We start from the raw sequence: 18194 nt of genomic DNA, 5'->3' as shown, positions 1-18194 counted from the left end.
AGAAGCTTGCCTGGATCAGCTCCGCTTGAACTTGTCTGCCAATAGCAGGACGACGGTCACGATGGTCAGCACCACAACGGAAACGGCTGCCAGCGTCGGGTTGAGTTGCAGGATCATATCGTCCCACATCTGTTTCGGCAGCGTTGATTTCAGTCCACCACTTACGAAGATCGCAATGGTCAGTTCGTCAAATGATGTGACGAAGGCGAACAGAAATGCTGAGACGATGCCACCGCTGATCAGTGGGACGGTGATAAGCCGCAATGTCTGGAAGCGACCGGCTCCCAGGGACAAGGCCGCCTGATCAAGCCGCCAGTCATAGCTCTTCAATACGGCTGCAATCGCAACGAAAGTGAAAGGAATTGACAGAACCGTGTGACCAATCACCAGACCTGTGTTGGTCGCGACCAAACCAATCTGCGCGAAAAGATAGAACAGGCCCACGGCGATGACGATGCGAGGAACGATCATCGGTGCCAGCATGAAAGCGAAGATCAGCCCACTCCAGCGCGAGCGGGAACGAGCAACTGCAAGCGCTGCAAATCCACCGATAAGCGTTGCGAGAATGGCTGTGACGAAGGCGACACCGAAGGATCGCACAGTGGCTGACGTCCAGATCGGTGAGTTGAAATAGGTCTCAAACCAGCGGAGGCTGTAGCCCGGAGGTGGGAATTCAAGGAAGTTGGAGCTCGTGAATGCAATCGGGATAACCAGCAATGTCGGTGCAATCAGAAACACCACCACTGCCGTGACATAGGCCGGAAGTATACGCATGCGCGATGGCAGATGATCGCTGAAAATTGCCGTTACGCTTGCAAGCTTTTCGAGAAACACAAGACCCCAGCGGCGGAGAATGCCGTCTGACGAGGCGTCACGTGTGCCTGCACCCGACGAGAGCGAGGACAGGCCGAAGAGGTGATTATAAATCCAGCAGGCAAGCAGGGCTGTGACCAAAAGCATCGTAGCGAGAACGCCCGCAAAGGCCCAGTTCACCAGTTCCTGCACCTGAACGATGATCAGCTGAGCCAGCATTGTTTGCTGACGTCCGCCGAGAAATGCCGGTACGATAAAAAAGCCGAGCGAGGTGATGAAGGTGAGCAATCCACCAGCCGCCATGCCCGGAATTGACAGAGGGAAATAGACCATCCAGAACCGATGTGAGTTGCCGGCACCAAGAGTGCCTGCCGCCTGACCGAGCCTGCGGTCGATACCAGCCATCACTGGCATCATGGTGAGGACAGCCAGCGGCATCATGGCATGAACCATACCGACGATCACGCCGAACTCGTTATACATCAATGGTAGTGGCGTATCGATGATGCCGGCACCGCTGAGGAGCCGGTTCAGAATACCATCATTGCCCAGCAGCAGCATCCACGAGAATGTCTTGACGAGATAGCTTGTCCAGAAGGGAACGAGCACCAGCAGAAGCATCTGGTTGCGACGGCTTTCTTTCAGGCCCGACAGCCAATAAGCGAGCGGATATCCCAGCAATAGAGAAAACAGGGCCGTCAGTGCAGCAATACGAAATGTGATGCTCAGAATGCGCCAATACACTTCCGTGTCGATCAGACGTGCATAATGAGCTGTTGTCAGGGTTCCGCTGGTGTCCTGAACACTCAGCGCGAGAAGCCGGAACACGGGCACGAGAAAGAAGATGCATAGAAAGGCGATAGCCGGAAGCGCCAGCCATAAAGGACCGAATTTGAATGGGCCTGATTTCATAAAGGCGGGCAGGCGGGACGGGTTTGTTGCTGTATTCATGCCACCAACACCGCTTGCTGATTGTGCCAGTGATAGGTGATCGGATCACCTGCAGAGGGCATGGTGCTTACGCCATCATGAAGGACGATTATTGTCTCGCCGTCCTTCAGCGTGACTAGAAGGCGCGTATCGGAACCGACATAGATGACTTCGGAAACAGTTCCGGTGATGGTGCTGACATTCGCGCTTTCGTTGAGGCCCTGTTTCATCTGTTCAGGGCGCAGTACGATATGCGCATCGCTGCCCACTGGAAGCTTGTGCTTGTTGAGAACCGGGAATTGGCCTTGTTGAGTATCAACAAGGGCGTGATCGCCGGACAGTCCAGCAATTTTACCGCCAAGAATATTGGACATCCCGATAAACTTTGCCGCAAACACGGTGTCCGGCTCGCTGTAAATCTGTCTAGGTGTACCAAGCTGTTCGATCCTGGCATGGTTCATCAGGCAGATGCGATCAGACAGAACGAGCGCCTCTTCCTGGTCGTGGGTTACGTAGATGACAGTGGTGCCAAACTCGCGATGCAGGCGCTTGATTTCAAACTGCATATGCTCGCGCAGGTTCTTGTCCAATGCACCAAGCGGTTCGTCCATCAAAATGATTTGCGGGCGATAGACAAAGCAACGGGCGAGAGCCACGCGCTGCTGTTGTCCACCTGAAAGCTCACGTGGAAAGCGTGACGCAAATTTTTCGAGCTGCACCTTGGCCAGTGTTTCCGAAACACGAGCGCTGACTTCCTTTGAGTTCGTACCACGCATTTTCAGCGGAAAGGCAATGTTCTCACTGACCGTCATGTGTGGAAACAGCGCATAATGCTGAAACACCAAACCCATGTCGCGTTTGTTCACCGCCGTGTGGGTGTAGTTTTTCCCATCAACCCACAGCTGGCCGTGGGTAGGTTCCACCAGCCCGGAGATCATCTGCAAAAGTGTCGTTTTCCCCGAACCGGAAGGCCCGAGAAGGGTGACGAACTCACCAGTGTGGACGGTCAGGTTGCTGGGTTCGAGAGCAGTGACACTGCCATACTCTTTGCCCAGTCCCTTAATCAGCATCTTCGGGTTTTCTTGTGGTGTTTCTGCATTCATGTGGGAACCCTGATACGCTGATAGCAGCGCAAATTAGTGTAATGGTCGTCGGGGAGGATGCAGACAAACATTTTGCGGGCTGCTTCCACGTTTGGCGTGAAAGCAGGGCAGTGTGTTTGTCTGGAAGCGTATGTAAGCCAGTCTTAAAACAGCAGCCAGCTATTGAACCGCTCGGTCATTTCGGCGCGGTTGGCGCTCCACCAGTCTTCATCCGCAAGGCGCATTTTGCTGATGTTCTGTGGAGCAGTAGGCAGAATTCTCGCGCGCTCAGCCGGGATGAAGTCGTAAGCCTTCTTGTTGGTGGGTCCGTAAGCGAGCTCTTCGGTAAACAGAGCCTGCTGTTCTGCGCGGGAACAGAACCTGATGAACTCGCGGGCCTGATCCGCGCGCGGATTTCCTTTTGGAATGGCCCATCCTTCGATCGAGTAAAGCCCCTGATCCCAGTGAATTTCTGCTGGTACATTGCCGTCGATCGCCGATTGCAGACGAGCGTTCCAGCCGCTGATCATTGCAACTTCGCCACTCTGCAGCAGCTGTGTAGACTGTGCGCCGCCTGTCCACCAGACCGAGATGTGATCCTTGATCTTGTCAAGGCTGGCAAAGGCGCGATCAACGTCCAGCGGATAAAGCTCTGCGAGCGGAACCCCATCGGCAAGCAGTGCCTGCTCAAGTGTGTCAATTGGGTTCTTGCGCAAGGAACGGCGTCCGGGGAATTTTTCAACATTCCAGTAGTCGGTCCAGCTTTGCGGAATATTATCTTTCAACAGGTCCGTGCGGGTCGCAAAGATGTGGCAATAGATCGTGATGCCCAGAAAATCGTCGAAGACGGCTTCTGGCATAATGTCCGGCACCTGATCCTTGGTAATGCCAGTCGGTTCCAGCAGGCCGGATTCCGATAGGATTTTACGCGCTGAAAGCGTCAGTGTGCTCAAATCCCAGATGTAGCTCTGCGTTTCAACGATGGACTTGAATTGTGCCGTTGGCTCGGCTTCACGAGCAACATTAACGATCTTGATGCCAGTTTCTTTTTCAAACGGATCATAAAATGCTTTGCGGAAAGCGCTGTTAAACGGGCCGCCCGGATCAGCCAGCGTCAGTGTTGTCTGAGCGTAAGCAGGGCGGAGAATAGCGGGTGTTGCAAGTACTGCGGTGGCGCCTGCAAGCAAAGTGCGGCGGGTCAGCGTGAATGGTGATTTCGTAGTCATGATGCTCCCTTTATTATTCTTTCAAAACGTTCTGGTGTTCTGAAGGGGTTCCCCTGCCTAAGCAGTTTTAATTCTGATCGGTGTGCCGATCTTATAAGTGCGGGATATAGCCTTCGCCACATCCCGCAGCCTTTGATACAGTTAAAAATCAGGATGCCTTGCGGGCCTGACGGGCAGCAAAAAATGCTTCCATCATGCGGGCAGGTTCGCCTGTTGCGTAAGCTTCGCGCTGAATACGTACGCCTGCGGAAAGCGCATCCTGCAGGCTCGGTTCGGTCATTTCATAGAAACGCTGACGGTTAAGACGCATTGCGACAGGCGGCTTGCCGGCTAGTTCTTCGCCCAGTGCCTGCGCAGCAGCATGAACCTGATCCTGTGGAACGATGGTGTTGATGAGGCCAATCTGATGCGCTTCGTTTGAATCGAGCAAACGACCCGTGAGAACCAGATCCACCGTACGGGCGAACCCGATCATTTCACGCATGATCCACGAACCAGTGGTTGTCGGAATGCCGGAATTGATTTCCGGCTGGCCGATGCGAACGTCCGCATGAGCAATGCGGATATCGCAAAGAAGAGCGACCTGAAATGCAGAACCGGCGGCAACACCGTTGAGTGCTGCGATGATCGGCTTGGATAGAGTTCTGATCCGTGTGTAGAGCTTTTCCCACTCTCCGATCCACACTTCAGCGCGGTCGGCATCGAATGTCTTGGTTTCGTTCAGATCCTGGCCAGCACCGAAGGCGCGATCTCCAGCTCCGGTCAGAATTACAGCCTTCACAGCCGTATTTTCTTCTGCGGCCTGAAAGGCTTCGATCAGCTGATTGCGCATCGCAGCGTTCCACGCATTCATCACTTCTGGTCGGTTCAACGTAATCGTGAGTACCGAATTTTTAAGTGAGGTGAGGATGAACTCAGACATCTATGTGTTCCCATTGACTATTGTAATGCAATAACTGTTATTGTATTTTGAATTTTGTAATTGCAGTTTGTCAAGGCTGTTTTAGTAATTTATGGAAATGGCATCACGAAGCGGGGACAAGGCGCAGCAGTTTCAAGGCTAGTGGTCTGATTCCGACATTTGCATCACTCGGATACAAGCGTCGGCAAATGTCGGAATCAAAAGACCACTAGCAACAGTATGAATTTAGTGGATTTTGCGAATTTGACGTTTGAAGCAGCAGGTGTTTCCGTCGGGATTCAAACGTCAAATTCAATCCACTAGTTTGTTTGTGTATAGATAGGCGGGAAATCGCTCTCGGATCAGGGCGTGGCAATGAAAGAACCAGTGGATTTGACAAAAGAAAAGCAATCGAAATCGCCGGAAGATTCAGCAGATGTGAGCGGCGAGAACTCTGGTCGTGGTGACGCGCTTATGGTGCGGTCTGTGGAAAAGGCTTTCCGCGTTCTGGGGGCTTTCAACTCGGATCAGTCGACGCTCAGCCTCTCCCAGATCGTTAGCCTGACCGACCTCGATATGAGTGCGGCGCAGCGCTTTACGCATACGCTGATGAAGCTCGGATTCCTCGCGAAAGACCCAGTTACGCGCCAGTTCGAGTTGACGGCAAAGACGCTGGATCTGGGCTTTCACTATGTTCGGGCGAACAAGTTGATTGATCGTGCGATGCCCTATTTGCAGCATCTGAGCAAGGAAACTGAAGAAACGATCAATCTTACAGTACCCGACGGGACCGAGATTGTATTTGTGTCGCGGTTTCTGAGCCGTCATGTGCTGAATACCGACGTTATCATCGGCACACGAATGCCTTCCTATTGCACAGCTCCAGGACTGGCGATTCTCTCGCGCTTACCCGAAGACGAAGCGCAGGCGATTCTCGATCAGACGCATTTCCGTAGCTTCAACGCCAATACGATAATCGATCCGAAAGTGATCATGGATAATATTCGTCGCTTTCGCGAAGACGGTTATGCCACGGCTTTCGAGCAGGTCTATCACGGCGACGGGTCGATTGCCTCCGCGATTGCCGGACCGAACGGGCGGCCCATTGCTGCAATCAACATCGCAGCATCGCTGGCGCGGTATTCACGAGAGGATATTGTTTCGCGTTTCAGTCCTTACGTGATTGCGGCGTCACGAACCATTTCAAAGGCGTGAATCATCACCGCAGCTGAAGTCGTAGCACCAGACGATAGCCCACTCTGTCGCAGTTTTTAAAAACACCGTTGACAGGATTGTTGCCATACGGAATGTTTGTATAAAAATAACAAATATTGCATTGCAATAATCAAGTGGGAAAATCTGATGAATGCCACGCCTGCAAAAGGGCAGCTCGTTGCCGCGGTAGCGCCGACGGGTAAACCTCTGACTTTTACTTTTGACGGCGTTGAATTTCAGGGATTTGAGGGGCAGTCGGTTCTTGCGGCTCTTCTGCACAGCGGCCATGTGTTGCGCTATTCGGAATTTGACGGAATGCCGCGTGCGGGATTTTGCTTTATGGCCGCCTGTCAGGATTGCTGGGTGTGGACCTCAGAGGGAAAACGTCTTCGTTCGTGCTCAACCGCCTTACATCAGGGCATGAACTTGCTGAGCCGTTTTGAAGCCTGGGGCCAGTCATGATCCATCCACTTATCATCGGATCAGGTCCTGCGGGCGTCAGCGCGGCCCAAACGATTGTCGATAATGCGAAGTTGATTGAACACCTGACAGGGCAGGTTGTGAAGCCTGTTATGCTCAGTGAGGCTGCGTTTCCTGGCGGACAGGGCCTGCGCCGGCTCAACCCGCAGATGGGTTTTGAACCTCGAAAATTATACAGGAATGAAGAAGCGAAGTATCGGAATTTTCATGGGAATGCCGATGCGCTGATCGGCCAAATTGATTACCGCCCGCGGACAACCGTCTGGTCGCTTTATGAAGGTACGGCCTTCGTAGAAAGCGCTGGCGAAGTGGATGAGCTACCTTATTCGCACGTCATTATTGCGACTGGTGCAACTGACAAGATCATGCCGTTTAAGGGCTGGACCCTGCCGGGAGTTTATTCGCTCGGTGGGTCGCAGGTTGCCTTAAAAGATCAGGGCAGTTTCATCGGCCGAAAGGTGGTGTTTGCAGGCAGCTCGCCGCTTTTGCTGCTGGCCGCGTTACAGTATCATCGGCTGGGCGCAAAAAACATTGTGGTGCTGGATACGACACCGTTTCGCGCGAAACTCAGCGCCTTGCCCGGCCTGCGACACAGCTTCAGAACGGCGTGGCAAGGTGCGCGCTATATGGCCGAGTTGAAGAGTGCGGGAATTCCAATTCATAGTGGTGTGGTGCTCGAAGAGGTTCAAGGCGAAACTCACGTTGAAAGCCTTGTCTTCCGTGATCGGAAAGGTCGCATCCAGACGCTCGATTGTGATGCAGTTGCTCTGGGATATGGGCTCCGTGCCGAAACCCAGCTTGCAGAACTCGCTGGTTGCCAATTTCAGTTTGATAGTGATTTCCGTCAGTGGTTGCCTGTGACTGATCGGGATGGTCGCGGCGCTGAAGGGGTTTATCTGGCGGGCGATGGCGCTTCAATCGGTGGGGCCGATTGTGCAATTCAAAGCGGAAAGCTGGCAGCGCTTGCGATGATTGAAGACATTGCCGTTGATGCAAGCGTGATGATGCCGCAAGTCGCGAGGGCCGAATTGCAACAAGCAAAATGCCGAACCAGTGATGCCGTGGGCCAGTATCGGGCTTTCCAGCGCAATCTTGCCAGGATATTCCGCTGGCCCGTCGATAATGTGTCTGCAATCAGCGATGAGACCATCGTTTGCCGCTGCGAAGGCGTTTCAGCTGGCGAAATCAGGCAGAGCATAGCCAAAGAAGTTGGCCCTGTTGAAGTGAACCGGGTGAAAGCCATTACACGCTGCGGCATGGGGCGTTGTCAGGGACGCTTCTGCGCTCTCGCACTTGCAGAAATTACGTCGCACGCAAGTGGACGTTCGATTGAGGATGTCGGACGGTTGCGTGCGCAAGCTCCGGTCAAACCGCTGAATGTTGGTGCTGTGCGGGTTGTTTATTCATGACATCGGTAAGAGAAACACAAACGCTGATCATAGGCGGCGGATTGAATGGCGCGTTTACAGCCCTTTTTCTGGCGCGAGCCGGACATCGTGTGACGGTTCTCGAAAAGGGGTATGTGGGAGCGCAGTCGAGCGGTGCCAATTTCGGCAATTTGCGTTTGCAGGGGCGCGATGTGCGGCAATATCCACTGTCCATGCGTTCGCAGGAATTATGGGAACAACTCGATCAGCTCGTCGGTGATCGGTGTGAGTTTGATCGCTCCGGTCACATTTATCTCGCTTATAATGATGAGGAGACGGCCAAACTTGAAGCGTACGCCAGCACTTCCCGTCAGTTTGGCCTGGAGATAGAGGACCTGGACGGCGCAGAAATACGCAGGCGTTACCCTTATCTGAGCGCTAAGATTGTCGCAGGCACTTATTCAGCCCGCGATGCAACGGCCAATCCCCGCCTTGCTACACCAGCAGTTATGCGTGCGGCAAAAGCACATGGAGCCGAACTCATTGAGAATTGCGAAGTCTTGAGCGCAAAGACAACGCATAACGGGTTTGTTGCTGAAACTCGATCGCACGGCACGTTCAGATCAGCCCAGATTGTCAATGCAGCCGGTGCCTGGGGCGGTGCCTTTGCGCAGCAATTTGATGAGGAGACACCGCTTTTTTCCGCCGGACCTCCGCAGTTTGTGACCGAGCCTCTGCCTTATTTTATTCGACCATCGATACAGGCTGTGGCTGGAAATGTGATTTTTCGGCAGATTGCACGCGGCAATGTCATTGTTGCCGGTTATCCGCGCACGGCCAGTGATCTCAGGCATCAACGCACTGTGGTGCCGCCACTGAAAACTCTTGCTGGAATGCGGAGCCTCGCAGAAGTTGCACCAGTGCTGAGCGATGCGCAGGTCATCCGGGTATGGTCAGGCATGGAAGGCTATCTGCCGGACATGATCCCGATCATCGGTCCAAGCGCTACAACGCAAGGGCTGTTTCATGCCTTTGGCTGTTGTGGGCATGGGTTCCAGATTGCGCCGGGTGTGGGTGCAGTTCTGGCCGAGATGATCCTGCATGGAGGTTCAGAGACACCAGTCGGCGATTTCTCTATTGGCCGCTTTCGTGATGCCGTTATGGCTCACGATAAAATCAAAAAAGAGTTCGATTGACTTGCAATGTTGCGCCGATAGCGGAATTCTCATGTATCGGCGCATAGCCCCCAGCATGGCTTATGAGAGCGCCAAAAGCGCATCGGCAGCATCGCCATCTATAATGAGACCGTTGACGATGCCACTTTTTAACAGCGCTTTTGCTGCCGCTGCCTTTTCCTGACCGGCGATGAGCAGGACAACCTGAACTTTCTGTAATTCTTCAAAACCTAGTGCTATGGTGCGCTGGTTCATTTCATGATCGATCTGGCGTCCTTCCCGGTCAAAGAAGATACCGTTAGTGTCACCAATCGCGCCGGCCGCGCGCAGGCTTTCAAGTTCGGATTTGCTGAGCATGTTCTGACGGCGCAGCAGTGAATCTTCGGTCAACTCACCTGCACTGATGAAACACACAGACACGGTACGAGCGATTTCCAATGCCCGGGCAACGGAACGTTGGGAGATCAGCACTTTTCGATCTTCCGCAGAATCGGCGATGAAGGGAACTGGCAGGAAAAAGCCTTGCCCACCTGTGCGGCGGGCTAACATGTGCACAACCTCAAATGGATTGTAAGCCGAGTTTGCCGTCAGTGACCCCATGACCGAAATGAACCGCGCTTGTGGCGCGCGCACACCTGCTAGTTGCAGTGTCATCTGTTCAATGGTTCGTCCCCAACCTGTGCCGACGGTCGCCTCCTGATTGTCTGCCAGAAAATTTTTAAGGTAAGTAGCAGCTGCAACACCAACAGCTCTGAACGAAACCTGTTTGCGGATTTCCGACGCTGTGTCGTCTGCAGCGTCGAAGCCAAATGGCGGCGTAGACACACAAAAATTCAATCCATAGCGCTGCATCAGTTCGTTTTCGACTGGCAATGTACCCGCATTCTGGTGATCGATTGAAATGCTGACAAGGCCACTTTCGCGGGCTTCACCCAGTATCTTGTTCACGCGTGCCCGTGTTAGCCCCAGTCTGGATGCGGTCGCCTCCTGGTTGAATCCTCCAACGTAATAGAGCCACGCCACGCGCACCATCAGGCCGTCTTCAGATTCACTCATTGGTCCCTCACTCAAATAGCCGCTTCGAAATTACAAATGTATTTCTATTTGACATTTGTAATTTGTCGACGCTTAATATCAAATATTCCGAGGGACAAGAGCGCGAAAGAGCGACCGGGTCAATTGGAATGCGGGACTGAAGTGATCGCGGGATGAGGACGTCTTTCTCTGGAGGAGCAGAGTCTGACGACTGCGTTGCGACAGTTTTGGAGGAGCAGGAGGGCAACGCGGGGCGTGCGTGGCTTTCGCTGAAAGCGTCTGGGTCAGATGCGACATCAAACATGATGACATTGTTGACCCTTGGTGCGGAAGTTTAACAATTTGAAGCTGGATAGTGGAGCCAACCACGCCGCTTCTGGGAGGAAAAAATGGGATCGGGATTTTTCAAGAAATCTATCGCAGTTGCAGCTTTAGCCGTGCTGATGGGTACGGCAAGTGCATCAGCGACGAATGTTGCCTGGGTTCATTCCAATGCTGCTGCGCAATCTGAACAGCGTGCGAAGGCGGGCTTTGATGCATGGCTCAAGGAAACAGCCAAGGATTGGAACATCAGTGTTCTTGACAGTGGTGGCTCTGGCGAGCGCACGGCCTCCAATATTCAGGACGCTGCATCGCGTGGTGTGGATGCCATCATCGTCAGCATGTCGGATCTGCGTGCATCACGCGCAGCTATTGACGCTGCCGTTGCCGCTAAAATTCCGGTTTTTGCAATCGATAGCGGTCAGGTAGATGGCGTGCTTGTTGATGTGACAACCAACAACTGGGCCATGTCCGCCTCAGTGTCTCCTTATCTGCTCAACGAGATGAGCGGAAAAGGCAATCTTATTTTCCTGCGTATGGCAGAGCATCACGGCACCCGCAAACGGGGCGATGTTATGGCGACGGTGCTGAAGGAATATCCTGAAATTAAGGTCATCGCCGAACACAATATCGACTACACGGCCTTCTTCGAAGATACCACCAGCACCATGCAGGACTATGCTTCGCGCTTTGGTGAAGAGATCAACGCCGTATGGGCGCCGTGGGATGAACCGGCACAGGCCGCTATCAATTCGCTTACAGCGGCCGGCCTTAAGAATGTGAAAGTCATCGGTATTGACGGTCATCCGCAGGCAATCGAGGAAGTCTGCAAGCCAGACAGCCTGATGATTGCAACGGTTTCCCAGCCTTTTGAAAAGATGGGTGCTCAAACCGGAGAATGGATCGAAAGCATTGTGGTCAAGAAGGAAGATGCCGCAACGGTCATTCCTTCTAAAACCGTCTATCTCGATGCGCCGCTCGTAACAAAGCAGAACTGCAAGGACTTCCTCCCGAAGAAATAGGCACCCATGCCTGCAACTGGCCGGGACGTGTTCGTTCCGCGTTCCGGCCTCTTTTTCTTAAACTCGAAATTTAATCCACGGGAGTTCTTCGATGGCCGTGAGCCTTTCGCAGATCGTCATGTCCTATCCCGGTACGCTGGCACTCGATCAGGTCAGCGCAGAATTCCGGTTTGATGAGGTGCATGGCTTGATCGGAGAAAATGGCGCCGGGAAGACCACGTTGGTCAGCATCCTTGGCGGCAGCAAAAGCCCGACTTCTGGCAATATCACCATCGATGGGGCAGAGGTGAAGCTTAGCAGTGCCGGTGACGCGCTACGCAAAGGCATTGCGCATGTCTCTCAGGAAGGCAGCCTCGTTCCCGGCCTGACGGGCGCACAGAACATTCTGCTTGGCGATGAACCACGCATGGGACTTGGCGTCATCGACAAGAAAAAGCTTGTCGCCCGCGCAGAAGCACTTCTGAAGCGCTGGTTTCCTCAAGTTTCCATCGACCTTGATGAGCAGGTCGATATGCTGCCGATGGCAGATCAGAAAATTATCGAAATTATCCGCGCACTGCGCGGCAATGTGCGGCTGCTCATTCTCGACGAACCGACGGCAACATTGCCTGCTCGCGAAAAAGAGAGCCTTTGGCAGATCATCAAAACCTTGCCACAACAAGGCATTGGTATTGTCCTGATCAGCCACTTCCTGTCTGAAATCAAAGCGCTGAGCGACCGTATTACCGTTCTGCGGGATGGCAGGCATATCGCAACGCTTCAGGCTGACGATTCAAGTGAAGCGCAATTGATCGACCTGATGCTTCAGCGCTCAGGCGGCAAGGATGCAGCTGAACAGGATACTCAAAATACCCGCAACCTCGGACCGGTGGTTCTGGAGGTCAGTGACTGGCAGGCCGGTGGTGTCAGTGCCGATCATTTTATCATCCGTGCGGGGGAGATCGTCGGACTTATCGGTCTGACGGGGGCAGGGCATTTCGGTTTCGCCCGTTCACTTTATGCTGCGAGCGGTCTGACTTCCGGAACATGCCGCTTTCAAGGCGAAGTGCTCAGCAAAGTCGATGCGCGAACCATGCAGAAAAAAGGTGTGGCACTTGTGCCGGATCACCGCATGGAGAACTCGTTGATCGGCGATTGGGACGTTCGCGAAAACCTCGCAATGGTGCATCCGTCTCACGCGGCGTTTGGTGGCACAGGCATATTGTCCATGCGTCGCGAGGCAAATGAAGCCGACCGAACAATGCAGCTTATGAACGTCAAAGCACATTCACGCAGCCAGTTCGTGAAGGACCTGAGCGGCGGCAACAAACAAAAAGTTTCAATCGGTAAGTGGCTTTATGGCGCTGATGATCACTACCGTCTGATGATCTTCATCGAGCCAACCGAAGGTGTCGATATCGGCGCCAAGCGCGAAATTCATGCACAGATGCGCAGGCTTGCCGACAAGGGTGTCGCTATCCTCGTCACATCGTCCGATCTTCTGGAAATCGCTGACGTGGCAGACCGCGTCATCCCCTTCGTGAATGGCAGTCCCGGGCCTCAGATTGGTCGCGGAGCATTTTCCGAAGCGAAGTTTATTGCCGCAATGGCAGGAGTTACCCCATGAATGCCCGATCTTCAGCGGTTTCGCCGCAATCATCCCGCCATGCCCAAAGCTTTGGTAAAAAGCTCAAAGGCGAATGGCTGCTTAAATATAGTACGCTTTTCGTGCTTTTTCTTTTGTTTGCGGGCTTTTCGCTGACTGTTGACCGCTTTCTGACGACAAACAATCTGCTCAATATCATCCAGCAGATATCGATGCTGACGATTGTTGGAGCCGGACTGACTTTCGGTTTTGCAGCTCGTGAAATGGATCTATCGGTTGGCTACATGGTCGGCATGGCAGGCATTCTGGTTCCGCTCATGCTGGTCGCTGGATTTCCGTTGCCTGTGGCTTTGCTTGCTGGTCTTGGTGCTGGTCTGGTGGTGGGGTCCGTTAACGCAATTCTGGTCACGTTTGTCGGCGTGCCGTCGCTAATTGCAACACTTGCCATCGGCTCCATCCTCTATGGTATCAACTTTCTGATGACTGGCGGGCGGGCAATCTATGGTGGTCTTCCGGCAAATTATCTCTGGCTCGGTCAGGGACAATTGTTCGGAATTCCGGTGCTCGCTTACGCCATGGTGATTGTGGTCCTCTTCGCCTGGTTCCTGATGGAACGCACCGTGTTCGGCCGATACATTTATGCAGTTGGCGGTAACCTCAAAGCAGCAGAGCTTTCGGGCGTTAATGGTCGCTTCTATCGTGCTGCCGCCCTTGTCGTCTGCTCGATTTTTGCAGCGGTTGCCGGTGCACTTCTTGCGGCTCGTCTTGGCTCAGGGCAACCCAATGCGGGCGAGCGTTATCTGCTCGACGGCCTTGCCACGGTGTTCATCGGAATGACCATGTTTCGTCCGGGCACGGCAACAATCGCAGGCACATTCTTCGGCGCACTCTTTATCGGTGTCATTAATAACGGCCTCAACCTCATCGGCATGGACACATACATCCAGAGCATCGTGAAGGGCCTTATCATTCTCGTAGCGGTCGCGGTCGTTTCGCGCACCACCAAACTGAAGCTCCTTTGAGAGCACACGTGAGGCATTGAACTAAACATCATGAAACAAAAGCAACAGACAAGTCTGTCGGAGGCGCACGTGCAAAATCCGAGTAACTCTAATCTTCTCGAACTCTACCGGACGATGCGGCGCATCCGCACCTTTGAAGAACGCGTGGGCGAATTGTTTGTGCGCGGTCAGACGGCTGGTTCTATGCTTCACCTTTCCATTGGTGAAGAAGCAGCCGCAGCTGGTGTTTGCGCTGCGATGCAGCCGCAGGACACGTTCACCACGCATCATCGCGGTCATGGTATCTTTCTGGCACGCGGTGCCGATCCCCGGCAGATGATGGCGGAAATCGGCGGTAAGGAAACCGGCTATTGCCACGGCAAGGGCGGCTCCATGCATATTGCCGATATGGCGCTTGGGCATCTTGGTGCCAATGCGATTGTCGGCGGCGGTATTCCTTCGGTCGTTGGCGCTGGTCTTTCCAGCAAATATCTCAAGAAGAATTCTGTTTCGCTCGCATTCTTCGGCGATGGCGCAATGCAACAGGGCATTCTTTATGAGAGCATGAATATGGCGGCTCTCTGGGGCCTGCCAGTCGTGTTTGTCTGCATCAACAATCAGTATGGCATGGGAACACGTGTCGATCAGGCGACAGCCAATACGGCATTTGATCAGCGCGCACATGCTTTCGGCCTTAATGGCGCGATTGTCGATGGTATCGATGTGGAAGAAGTTAAGGCCGCAGCGCAAGGCTTGATCGATGATGCGCGCCTCGGCAAGCCGGGCTTCCTGTCTGTTACTTGCTATCGCTTCTTTGGTCATGCCCGCATGGACAAGAGCCCGTATCGCGCGGAAGCGGAAGAGGCGGAAGGTCGCAAGAAAGATCCGGTGAAATTCACACGTGACCGGCTGGTCACGGAAGGCTTGGCCGAGGAAACAGCACTCGACGCAATGGATAGCGGCATCACTGCCGAAATGGACGCGACCATTGATTTCACGGTCGAGTCCAAGGCACCGCCACTCACCTCCATGTTCAAGGACGTTTATGCGGTGGGCGAGCCAGAGCCGGAACCCGTCCGCACCCGTATCGACCGCGTACTTTCCAGGGATGAAGCATAATGGTTGCCATGACTTACCGCGATGCGCTGCGTAAAGCGCTGGATGATGCCATGGCTGAAGACAACACCATTGTCGTCATTGGCGAAGAAGTGGGTCGCTATGGTGGCGCTTATGGCGTCACGAAAGATCTGATCGGAAAATATGGGGCTGAACGGCTTATCGATACCCCGATCTCCGAGCCTGCCATTATTGGCGCTGCCGTTGGGGCTGCGATGACCGGTCTGCGTCCGGTTGCGGAGCTGATGTATATCGACTTTCTCGGTATGACCATGGATCAGTTAGCCAATCAGGCAGCCAAAATCCGCTATATGTTTGGTGGCCAGATCGGCGTGCCGATGGTGCTGCGCACGCAAGGCGGCACAGGCCGTTCGGCGGGTGCGCAGCATTCGCAGAGCCTTGAAGCATGGATCATGCATACGCCGGGCTTGCGGCTTGTCATGCCTGCCACCGTGCAGGACGCCTATCATTTGTTGCGCCAGAGCCTGACAAAACCTGATCCGGTCGTCTTTATCGAGCACAAGGCGCTCTATACCCGCAAGGAAGAGGTCGATCTTGATGCCGAACCGCTTGAATGGGGTAAGGCTGCGGTGCGCCGTACTGGCAAAGATCTGGTTATCGTAACCTATTCGCGCCAGCTTCATTATGCGCTGGATGCTGCCGAAAAGCTGTCTGCCAAGGGTATTGAAGCGACGGTTATTGATCTTCGCACACTCAACCCGCTCGATTTCGATACGATACGGGAACATGTCGAGCGCGTCGGCAAGGCAATGGTTGTTTCCGAAGGCGTGATGACGGCAGGCGTTGCAGCCGAGCTTTCTGCCCGTATCGCAGAAGAATGCTTCGACTATCTGGAACAGCCTGTCGTGCGCGTTGCCGGTGAGGATATTCCGATTTCGGTTTCGCAGGATCTGGAAGCTGGCAGCGTACCAACATCGGACCTTATCCGGTCGGTCGCGGAGAGAATGCTGTCATGACAGAACGTATTCTAAAAATGCCGCGTCTTGGCGAAACGATGGAAGAAGGAAAGATCGTCGGCTTCCTCGTCAATCCGGGCGACAATTTCAAGCGCGGTGATTCAATCATCGAGATTGAGACCGACAAGACGGTCGCCGAGTTCCCCGCGCTGGGTGACGGCACGCTTAATGAATGGATCGGATCAATTGGGGATCATGTCGTTGTCGGTGCGCCGCTTGCGCGCATCGATATTGGCACAGGTCCCGACTGGACCGACGAAGGCGGCGAAAGCACGCCTTCATCGGTGGAGCCGGCTGCGTCGCACCCCGCGCCCGCAGCCGGCTCGCACCAAGCAAATGTTGTCATCGATCTTGATATGCCTCGTCTTGGTGAGACGATGGAGGAGGGCCGTATTGTTCGCTGGTTGAAAGCTGCGGGCGACAGTTTTGAGCGTGGCGAAGCCGTTCTTGAAATTGAAACCGACAAGACGGTTGCTGAGTTTCCGGCGCTGGTCAGTGGTAAGCTCGTTGAAATCCTGCGCCATGAAGGCGACATGGTAACTGTTGGCGATGCCATAGCTCGTATTGAAGTAGCGGCAGATCGAGCCACGCAGAAGGCTGAAGCTGTCACTCCGGCAGAAACGCCGGTTCAGACCGCTCAGCAGTCCGAAGTGGTGAGGCCAGCAAGGGTAGCCAGCCATGATCAGCGCACTCGTGCGACCCCGCTTGCACGCAGACTTGCGCGCCAGAAGGGCATCGACATTAACACGCTTTCAGGCTCGGGCCGCAGAGGTCGGGTTGAGAAAGAAGACGTTCTGGAGGCTTCAGGAAATCCGCAGGCAGGCGCTGATGTGAACTTTGTTGAACTTGCAGGCGGTCGGGTTGCTTATACTGATATCGGCCCCAAAGATGCGCAGGTTTTCGTGCTGCTTCATGGATTTTCGGGTGACCGGACCACATGGAGTAACGTCGCATCCGGACTGCGTAGGGCAGGCTTCCGTGTGATCGCCCCTGATCTCCCTGCCCATGGATTGACAACGATCCATGCGGCGAATGCTGACCAGCTTAGTCAGTTCCTACCCGCATTCCTTGATGCTCTGTCGATCAAAAAGGCGGATGTTGTCGCGCACTCTCTTGGTGCGGTCGCAGCAACTGCATTTACCTCGGCTTATCCCGCCCGCGTTACCAGCCTGACACTCGTCGCACCTGCGGGTCTTGGCTCCGAGATTGATGCTGGATTTATTTCTGGCATGGCACAGGCAACATCAGCGGGCGAGATAACGCATCTTCTGCGGCGTATAGCGGCCAAACCTGTCGAACTTTCGCCAGTGCTGGTGTCCGAGTTTGCTGCAACTATGGCTAAAGGACGTCTGAAAGATCTGGCAGAAGCCGTGGTTGGACCATCAGGGCAACGAACTGACATTATCGCGTCACTGGAAAAGCTTTCGCGCTTAATGCCTGTCCGTGTGCTGGTGGGACTACAGGATCGTATTATCCCGTGGCAGCAAGTGACGGCATTGCCGCCGTCAATCGGCGTTCATTTCCTCGCTCAGTCGGGTCATATGCCGCAATGGGATCAGGCGAAGGACGTGACCGATCTGGTTTTGAATTTTGCAGGAGATTCGAATGACTGATGTGAAGCTGCGTCTGAAAGAAGCCCAGTCACGACTGGGCGCATTCGCCAAAGCGACGCCGGAACTCATGTCCGGCTTCGCTAAGGTCAGCAAATCTGCAACGGCTGCGGGTGCGTTTTCATCTGCCCAGCGAGAGTTGATTGCGGTCAGCATTGCTGTTGCTAAAGGTTGCGAAGATTGCATCCTCTATCACGTGGATGCAGCTATCCGTCATGGTGCGACCGAGAAGGAGTTGATCGAGGCGCTTGAAGTTGCTGTCGAGATGGGCGGCGGTCCGGCTGTGATGTATGCGGGCAAGGCACTGGAAGCATTTCGCGGACTAAATTGAACGGTTG

16 protein-coding genes are annotated in these 18194 nt (G+C 54.1%); 11 read left to right on the top strand and 5 right to left on the bottom strand.

The genetic code is table 11. From position 1 onward, the window contains the following. Positions 1-15 precede the first annotated feature (15 nt). The 4 genes from CEV32_RS06820 to CEV32_RS06805 form a co-directional block, all read right to left on the bottom strand. On the bottom strand, positions 16-1764 hold the full coding sequence (locus tag CEV32_RS06820; protein WP_094575527.1) for an ABC transporter permease subunit: 1749 nt from the start codon (positions 1762-1764) through the stop codon (positions 16-18). Next, positions 1761-2846 carry an ABC transporter ATP-binding protein gene (locus CEV32_RS06815; RefSeq protein ID WP_094575525.1) on the bottom strand — a complete coding sequence of 362 codons (1086 nt, stop codon included), beginning with the start codon at positions 2844-2846 and terminating at the stop codon, positions 1761-1763. Before CEV32_RS06815 ends, CEV32_RS06820 begins: the two co-directional genes overlap by 4 nt. Before the next feature lie 143 nt (positions 2847-2989). Beyond that, positions 2990-4051, bottom strand: coding sequence for an ABC transporter substrate-binding protein (locus tag CEV32_RS06810; RefSeq protein WP_094575523.1), 1062 nt, complete (start codon positions 4049-4051; stop codon positions 2990-2992). Between the two features lie 148 nt (positions 4052-4199). Next, a complete protein-coding gene (locus CEV32_RS06805) occupies positions 4200-4973 on the bottom strand; it encodes an enoyl-CoA hydratase/isomerase family protein (protein ID WP_094575521.1) in 774 nt (257 codons plus the stop codon). 354 nt (positions 4974-5327) lie between these two features. Here CEV32_RS06805 and CEV32_RS06800 point away from each other — a divergent pair, with 354 nt between their 5' ends. From CEV32_RS06800 to CEV32_RS06785, 4 genes are all read left to right on the top strand, one after another. Then, positions 5328-6167: an IclR family transcriptional regulator gene (locus tag CEV32_RS06800; RefSeq protein WP_235818750.1), complete on the top strand. Its 840-nt coding sequence runs from the start codon at positions 5328-5330 to the stop codon at positions 6165-6167. Positions 6168-6314: 147 nt separating this feature from the next. Then, complete coding sequence (locus CEV32_RS06795; protein ID WP_094575519.1) at positions 6315-6629, top strand: (2Fe-2S)-binding protein; 315 nt, start codon at positions 6315-6317, stop codon at positions 6627-6629. Beyond that, positions 6626-8056 carry an FAD/NAD(P)-dependent oxidoreductase gene (locus tag CEV32_RS06790; protein WP_094575517.1) on the top strand — a complete coding sequence of 477 codons (1431 nt, stop codon included), beginning with the start codon at positions 6626-6628 and terminating at the stop codon, positions 8054-8056. The genes CEV32_RS06795 and CEV32_RS06790 overlap by 4 nt, the downstream gene beginning before the upstream one ends. Further along, positions 8053-9210, top strand: coding sequence for an NAD(P)/FAD-dependent oxidoreductase (locus CEV32_RS06785; RefSeq protein WP_094575515.1), 1158 nt, complete (start codon positions 8053-8055; stop codon positions 9208-9210). The genes CEV32_RS06790 and CEV32_RS06785 overlap by 4 nt, the downstream gene beginning before the upstream one ends. Positions 9211-9270: 60 nt before the next feature. On the opposite strand, the gene CEV32_RS06780 is transcribed toward CEV32_RS06785, so the two are convergent. After that, positions 9271-10245, bottom strand: a complete 975-nt coding sequence (locus tag CEV32_RS06780) for a sugar-binding transcriptional regulator (RefSeq protein WP_094575513.1) — start codon at positions 10243-10245, stop codon at positions 9271-9273. 368 nt (positions 10246-10613) lie between these two features. On the opposite strand from CEV32_RS06780, the gene CEV32_RS06775 reads away from it, so the two are divergent. From CEV32_RS06775 to CEV32_RS06745, 7 genes are all read left to right on the top strand, one after another. Continuing rightward, positions 10614-11567, top strand: coding sequence for a sugar ABC transporter substrate-binding protein (locus CEV32_RS06775; RefSeq protein WP_094575511.1), 954 nt, complete (start codon positions 10614-10616; stop codon positions 11565-11567). Positions 11568-11658: 91 nt separating this feature from the next. Next, the gene (locus CEV32_RS06770) at positions 11659-13173 is read left to right on the top strand and encodes a sugar ABC transporter ATP-binding protein (protein WP_094575509.1); all 1515 of its coding nucleotides are present in this window, start codon (positions 11659-11661) and stop codon (positions 13171-13173) included. Then, positions 13170-14174, top strand: coding sequence for an ABC transporter permease (locus tag CEV32_RS06765; protein ID WP_094575507.1), 1005 nt, complete (start codon positions 13170-13172; stop codon positions 14172-14174). The genes CEV32_RS06770 and CEV32_RS06765 overlap by 4 nt, the downstream gene beginning before the upstream one ends. Positions 14175-14243: 69 nt before the next feature. Continuing rightward, positions 14244-15272: a thiamine pyrophosphate-dependent dehydrogenase E1 component subunit alpha gene (locus tag CEV32_RS06760; protein ID WP_094575665.1), complete on the top strand. Its 1029-nt coding sequence runs from the start codon at positions 14244-14246 to the stop codon at positions 15270-15272. Next, complete coding sequence (locus CEV32_RS06755; RefSeq protein WP_167382757.1) at positions 15272-16246, top strand: alpha-ketoacid dehydrogenase subunit beta; 975 nt, start codon at positions 15272-15274, stop codon at positions 16244-16246. Before CEV32_RS06760 ends, CEV32_RS06755 begins: the two co-directional genes overlap by 1 nt. Next, positions 16243-17859 carry an acetoin dehydrogenase dihydrolipoyllysine-residue acetyltransferase subunit gene (locus CEV32_RS06750; RefSeq protein WP_094575503.1) on the top strand — a complete coding sequence of 539 codons (1617 nt, stop codon included), beginning with the start codon at positions 16243-16245 and terminating at the stop codon, positions 17857-17859. The genes CEV32_RS06755 and CEV32_RS06750 overlap by 4 nt, the downstream gene beginning before the upstream one ends. Next, entirely contained in the window at positions 17852-18187 is a 336-nt protein-coding gene (locus CEV32_RS06745; RefSeq protein ID WP_094575501.1) for a carboxymuconolactone decarboxylase family protein, read from the top strand. Before CEV32_RS06750 ends, CEV32_RS06745 begins: the two co-directional genes overlap by 8 nt. The last annotated feature ends 7 nt before the right edge of the window (positions 18188-18194 follow it).

It is taken from the genome of Brucella rhizosphaerae, assembly GCF_002252475.1.
GTDB classification, from domain to species: Bacteria; Pseudomonadota; Alphaproteobacteria; order Rhizobiales; family Rhizobiaceae; genus Brucella; species Brucella rhizosphaerae.
This window is presented reverse-complemented; position numbering and strand designations above follow the sequence as displayed.

Excerpts from the sequence above, each read along its gene's own strand:
- CEV32_RS06785 (WP_094575515.1), top strand. The coding sequence starts at position 8,053 with ATGACATCGGTAAGAGAAACACAAACGCTGATCATAGGCGGCGGATTG.
- CEV32_RS06810 (WP_094575523.1), bottom strand. The coding sequence starts at position 4,051 with ATGACTACGAAATCACCATTCACGCTGACCCGCCGCACTTTGCTTGCA.
- CEV32_RS06805 (WP_094575521.1), bottom strand. The coding sequence starts at position 4,973 with ATGTCTGAGTTCATCCTCACCTCACTTAAAAATTCGGTACTCACGATT.
- CEV32_RS06775 (WP_094575511.1), top strand. The coding sequence starts at position 10,614 with ATGGGATCGGGATTTTTCAAGAAATCTATCGCAGTTGCAGCTTTAGCC.
- CEV32_RS06820 (WP_094575527.1), bottom strand. The coding sequence starts at position 1,764 with ATGAATACAGCAACAAACCCGTCCCGCCTGCCCGCCTTTATGAAATCA.
- CEV32_RS06745 (WP_094575501.1), top strand. The coding sequence starts at position 17,852 with ATGACTGATGTGAAGCTGCGTCTGAAAGAAGCCCAGTCACGACTGGGC.
- CEV32_RS06755 (WP_167382757.1), top strand. The coding sequence starts at position 15,272 with ATGGTTGCCATGACTTACCGCGATGCGCTGCGTAAAGCGCTGGATGAT.
- CEV32_RS06765 (WP_094575507.1), top strand. The coding sequence starts at position 13,170 with ATGAATGCCCGATCTTCAGCGGTTTCGCCGCAATCATCCCGCCATGCC.
- CEV32_RS06750 (WP_094575503.1), top strand. The coding sequence starts at position 16,243 with ATGACAGAACGTATTCTAAAAATGCCGCGTCTTGGCGAAACGATGGAA.
- CEV32_RS06790 (WP_094575517.1), top strand. The coding sequence starts at position 6,626 with ATGATCCATCCACTTATCATCGGATCAGGTCCTGCGGGCGTCAGCGCG.
- CEV32_RS06800 (WP_235818750.1), top strand. The coding sequence starts at position 5,328 with ATGAAAGAACCAGTGGATTTGACAAAAGAAAAGCAATCGAAATCGCCG.
- CEV32_RS06770 (WP_094575509.1), top strand. The coding sequence starts at position 11,659 with ATGGCCGTGAGCCTTTCGCAGATCGTCATGTCCTATCCCGGTACGCTG.
- CEV32_RS06780 (WP_094575513.1), bottom strand. The coding sequence starts at position 10,245 with ATGAGTGAATCTGAAGACGGCCTGATGGTGCGCGTGGCGTGGCTCTAT.
- CEV32_RS06815 (WP_094575525.1), bottom strand. The coding sequence starts at position 2,846 with ATGAATGCAGAAACACCACAAGAAAACCCGAAGATGCTGATTAAGGGA.
- CEV32_RS06795 (WP_094575519.1), top strand. The coding sequence starts at position 6,315 with ATGAATGCCACGCCTGCAAAAGGGCAGCTCGTTGCCGCGGTAGCGCCG.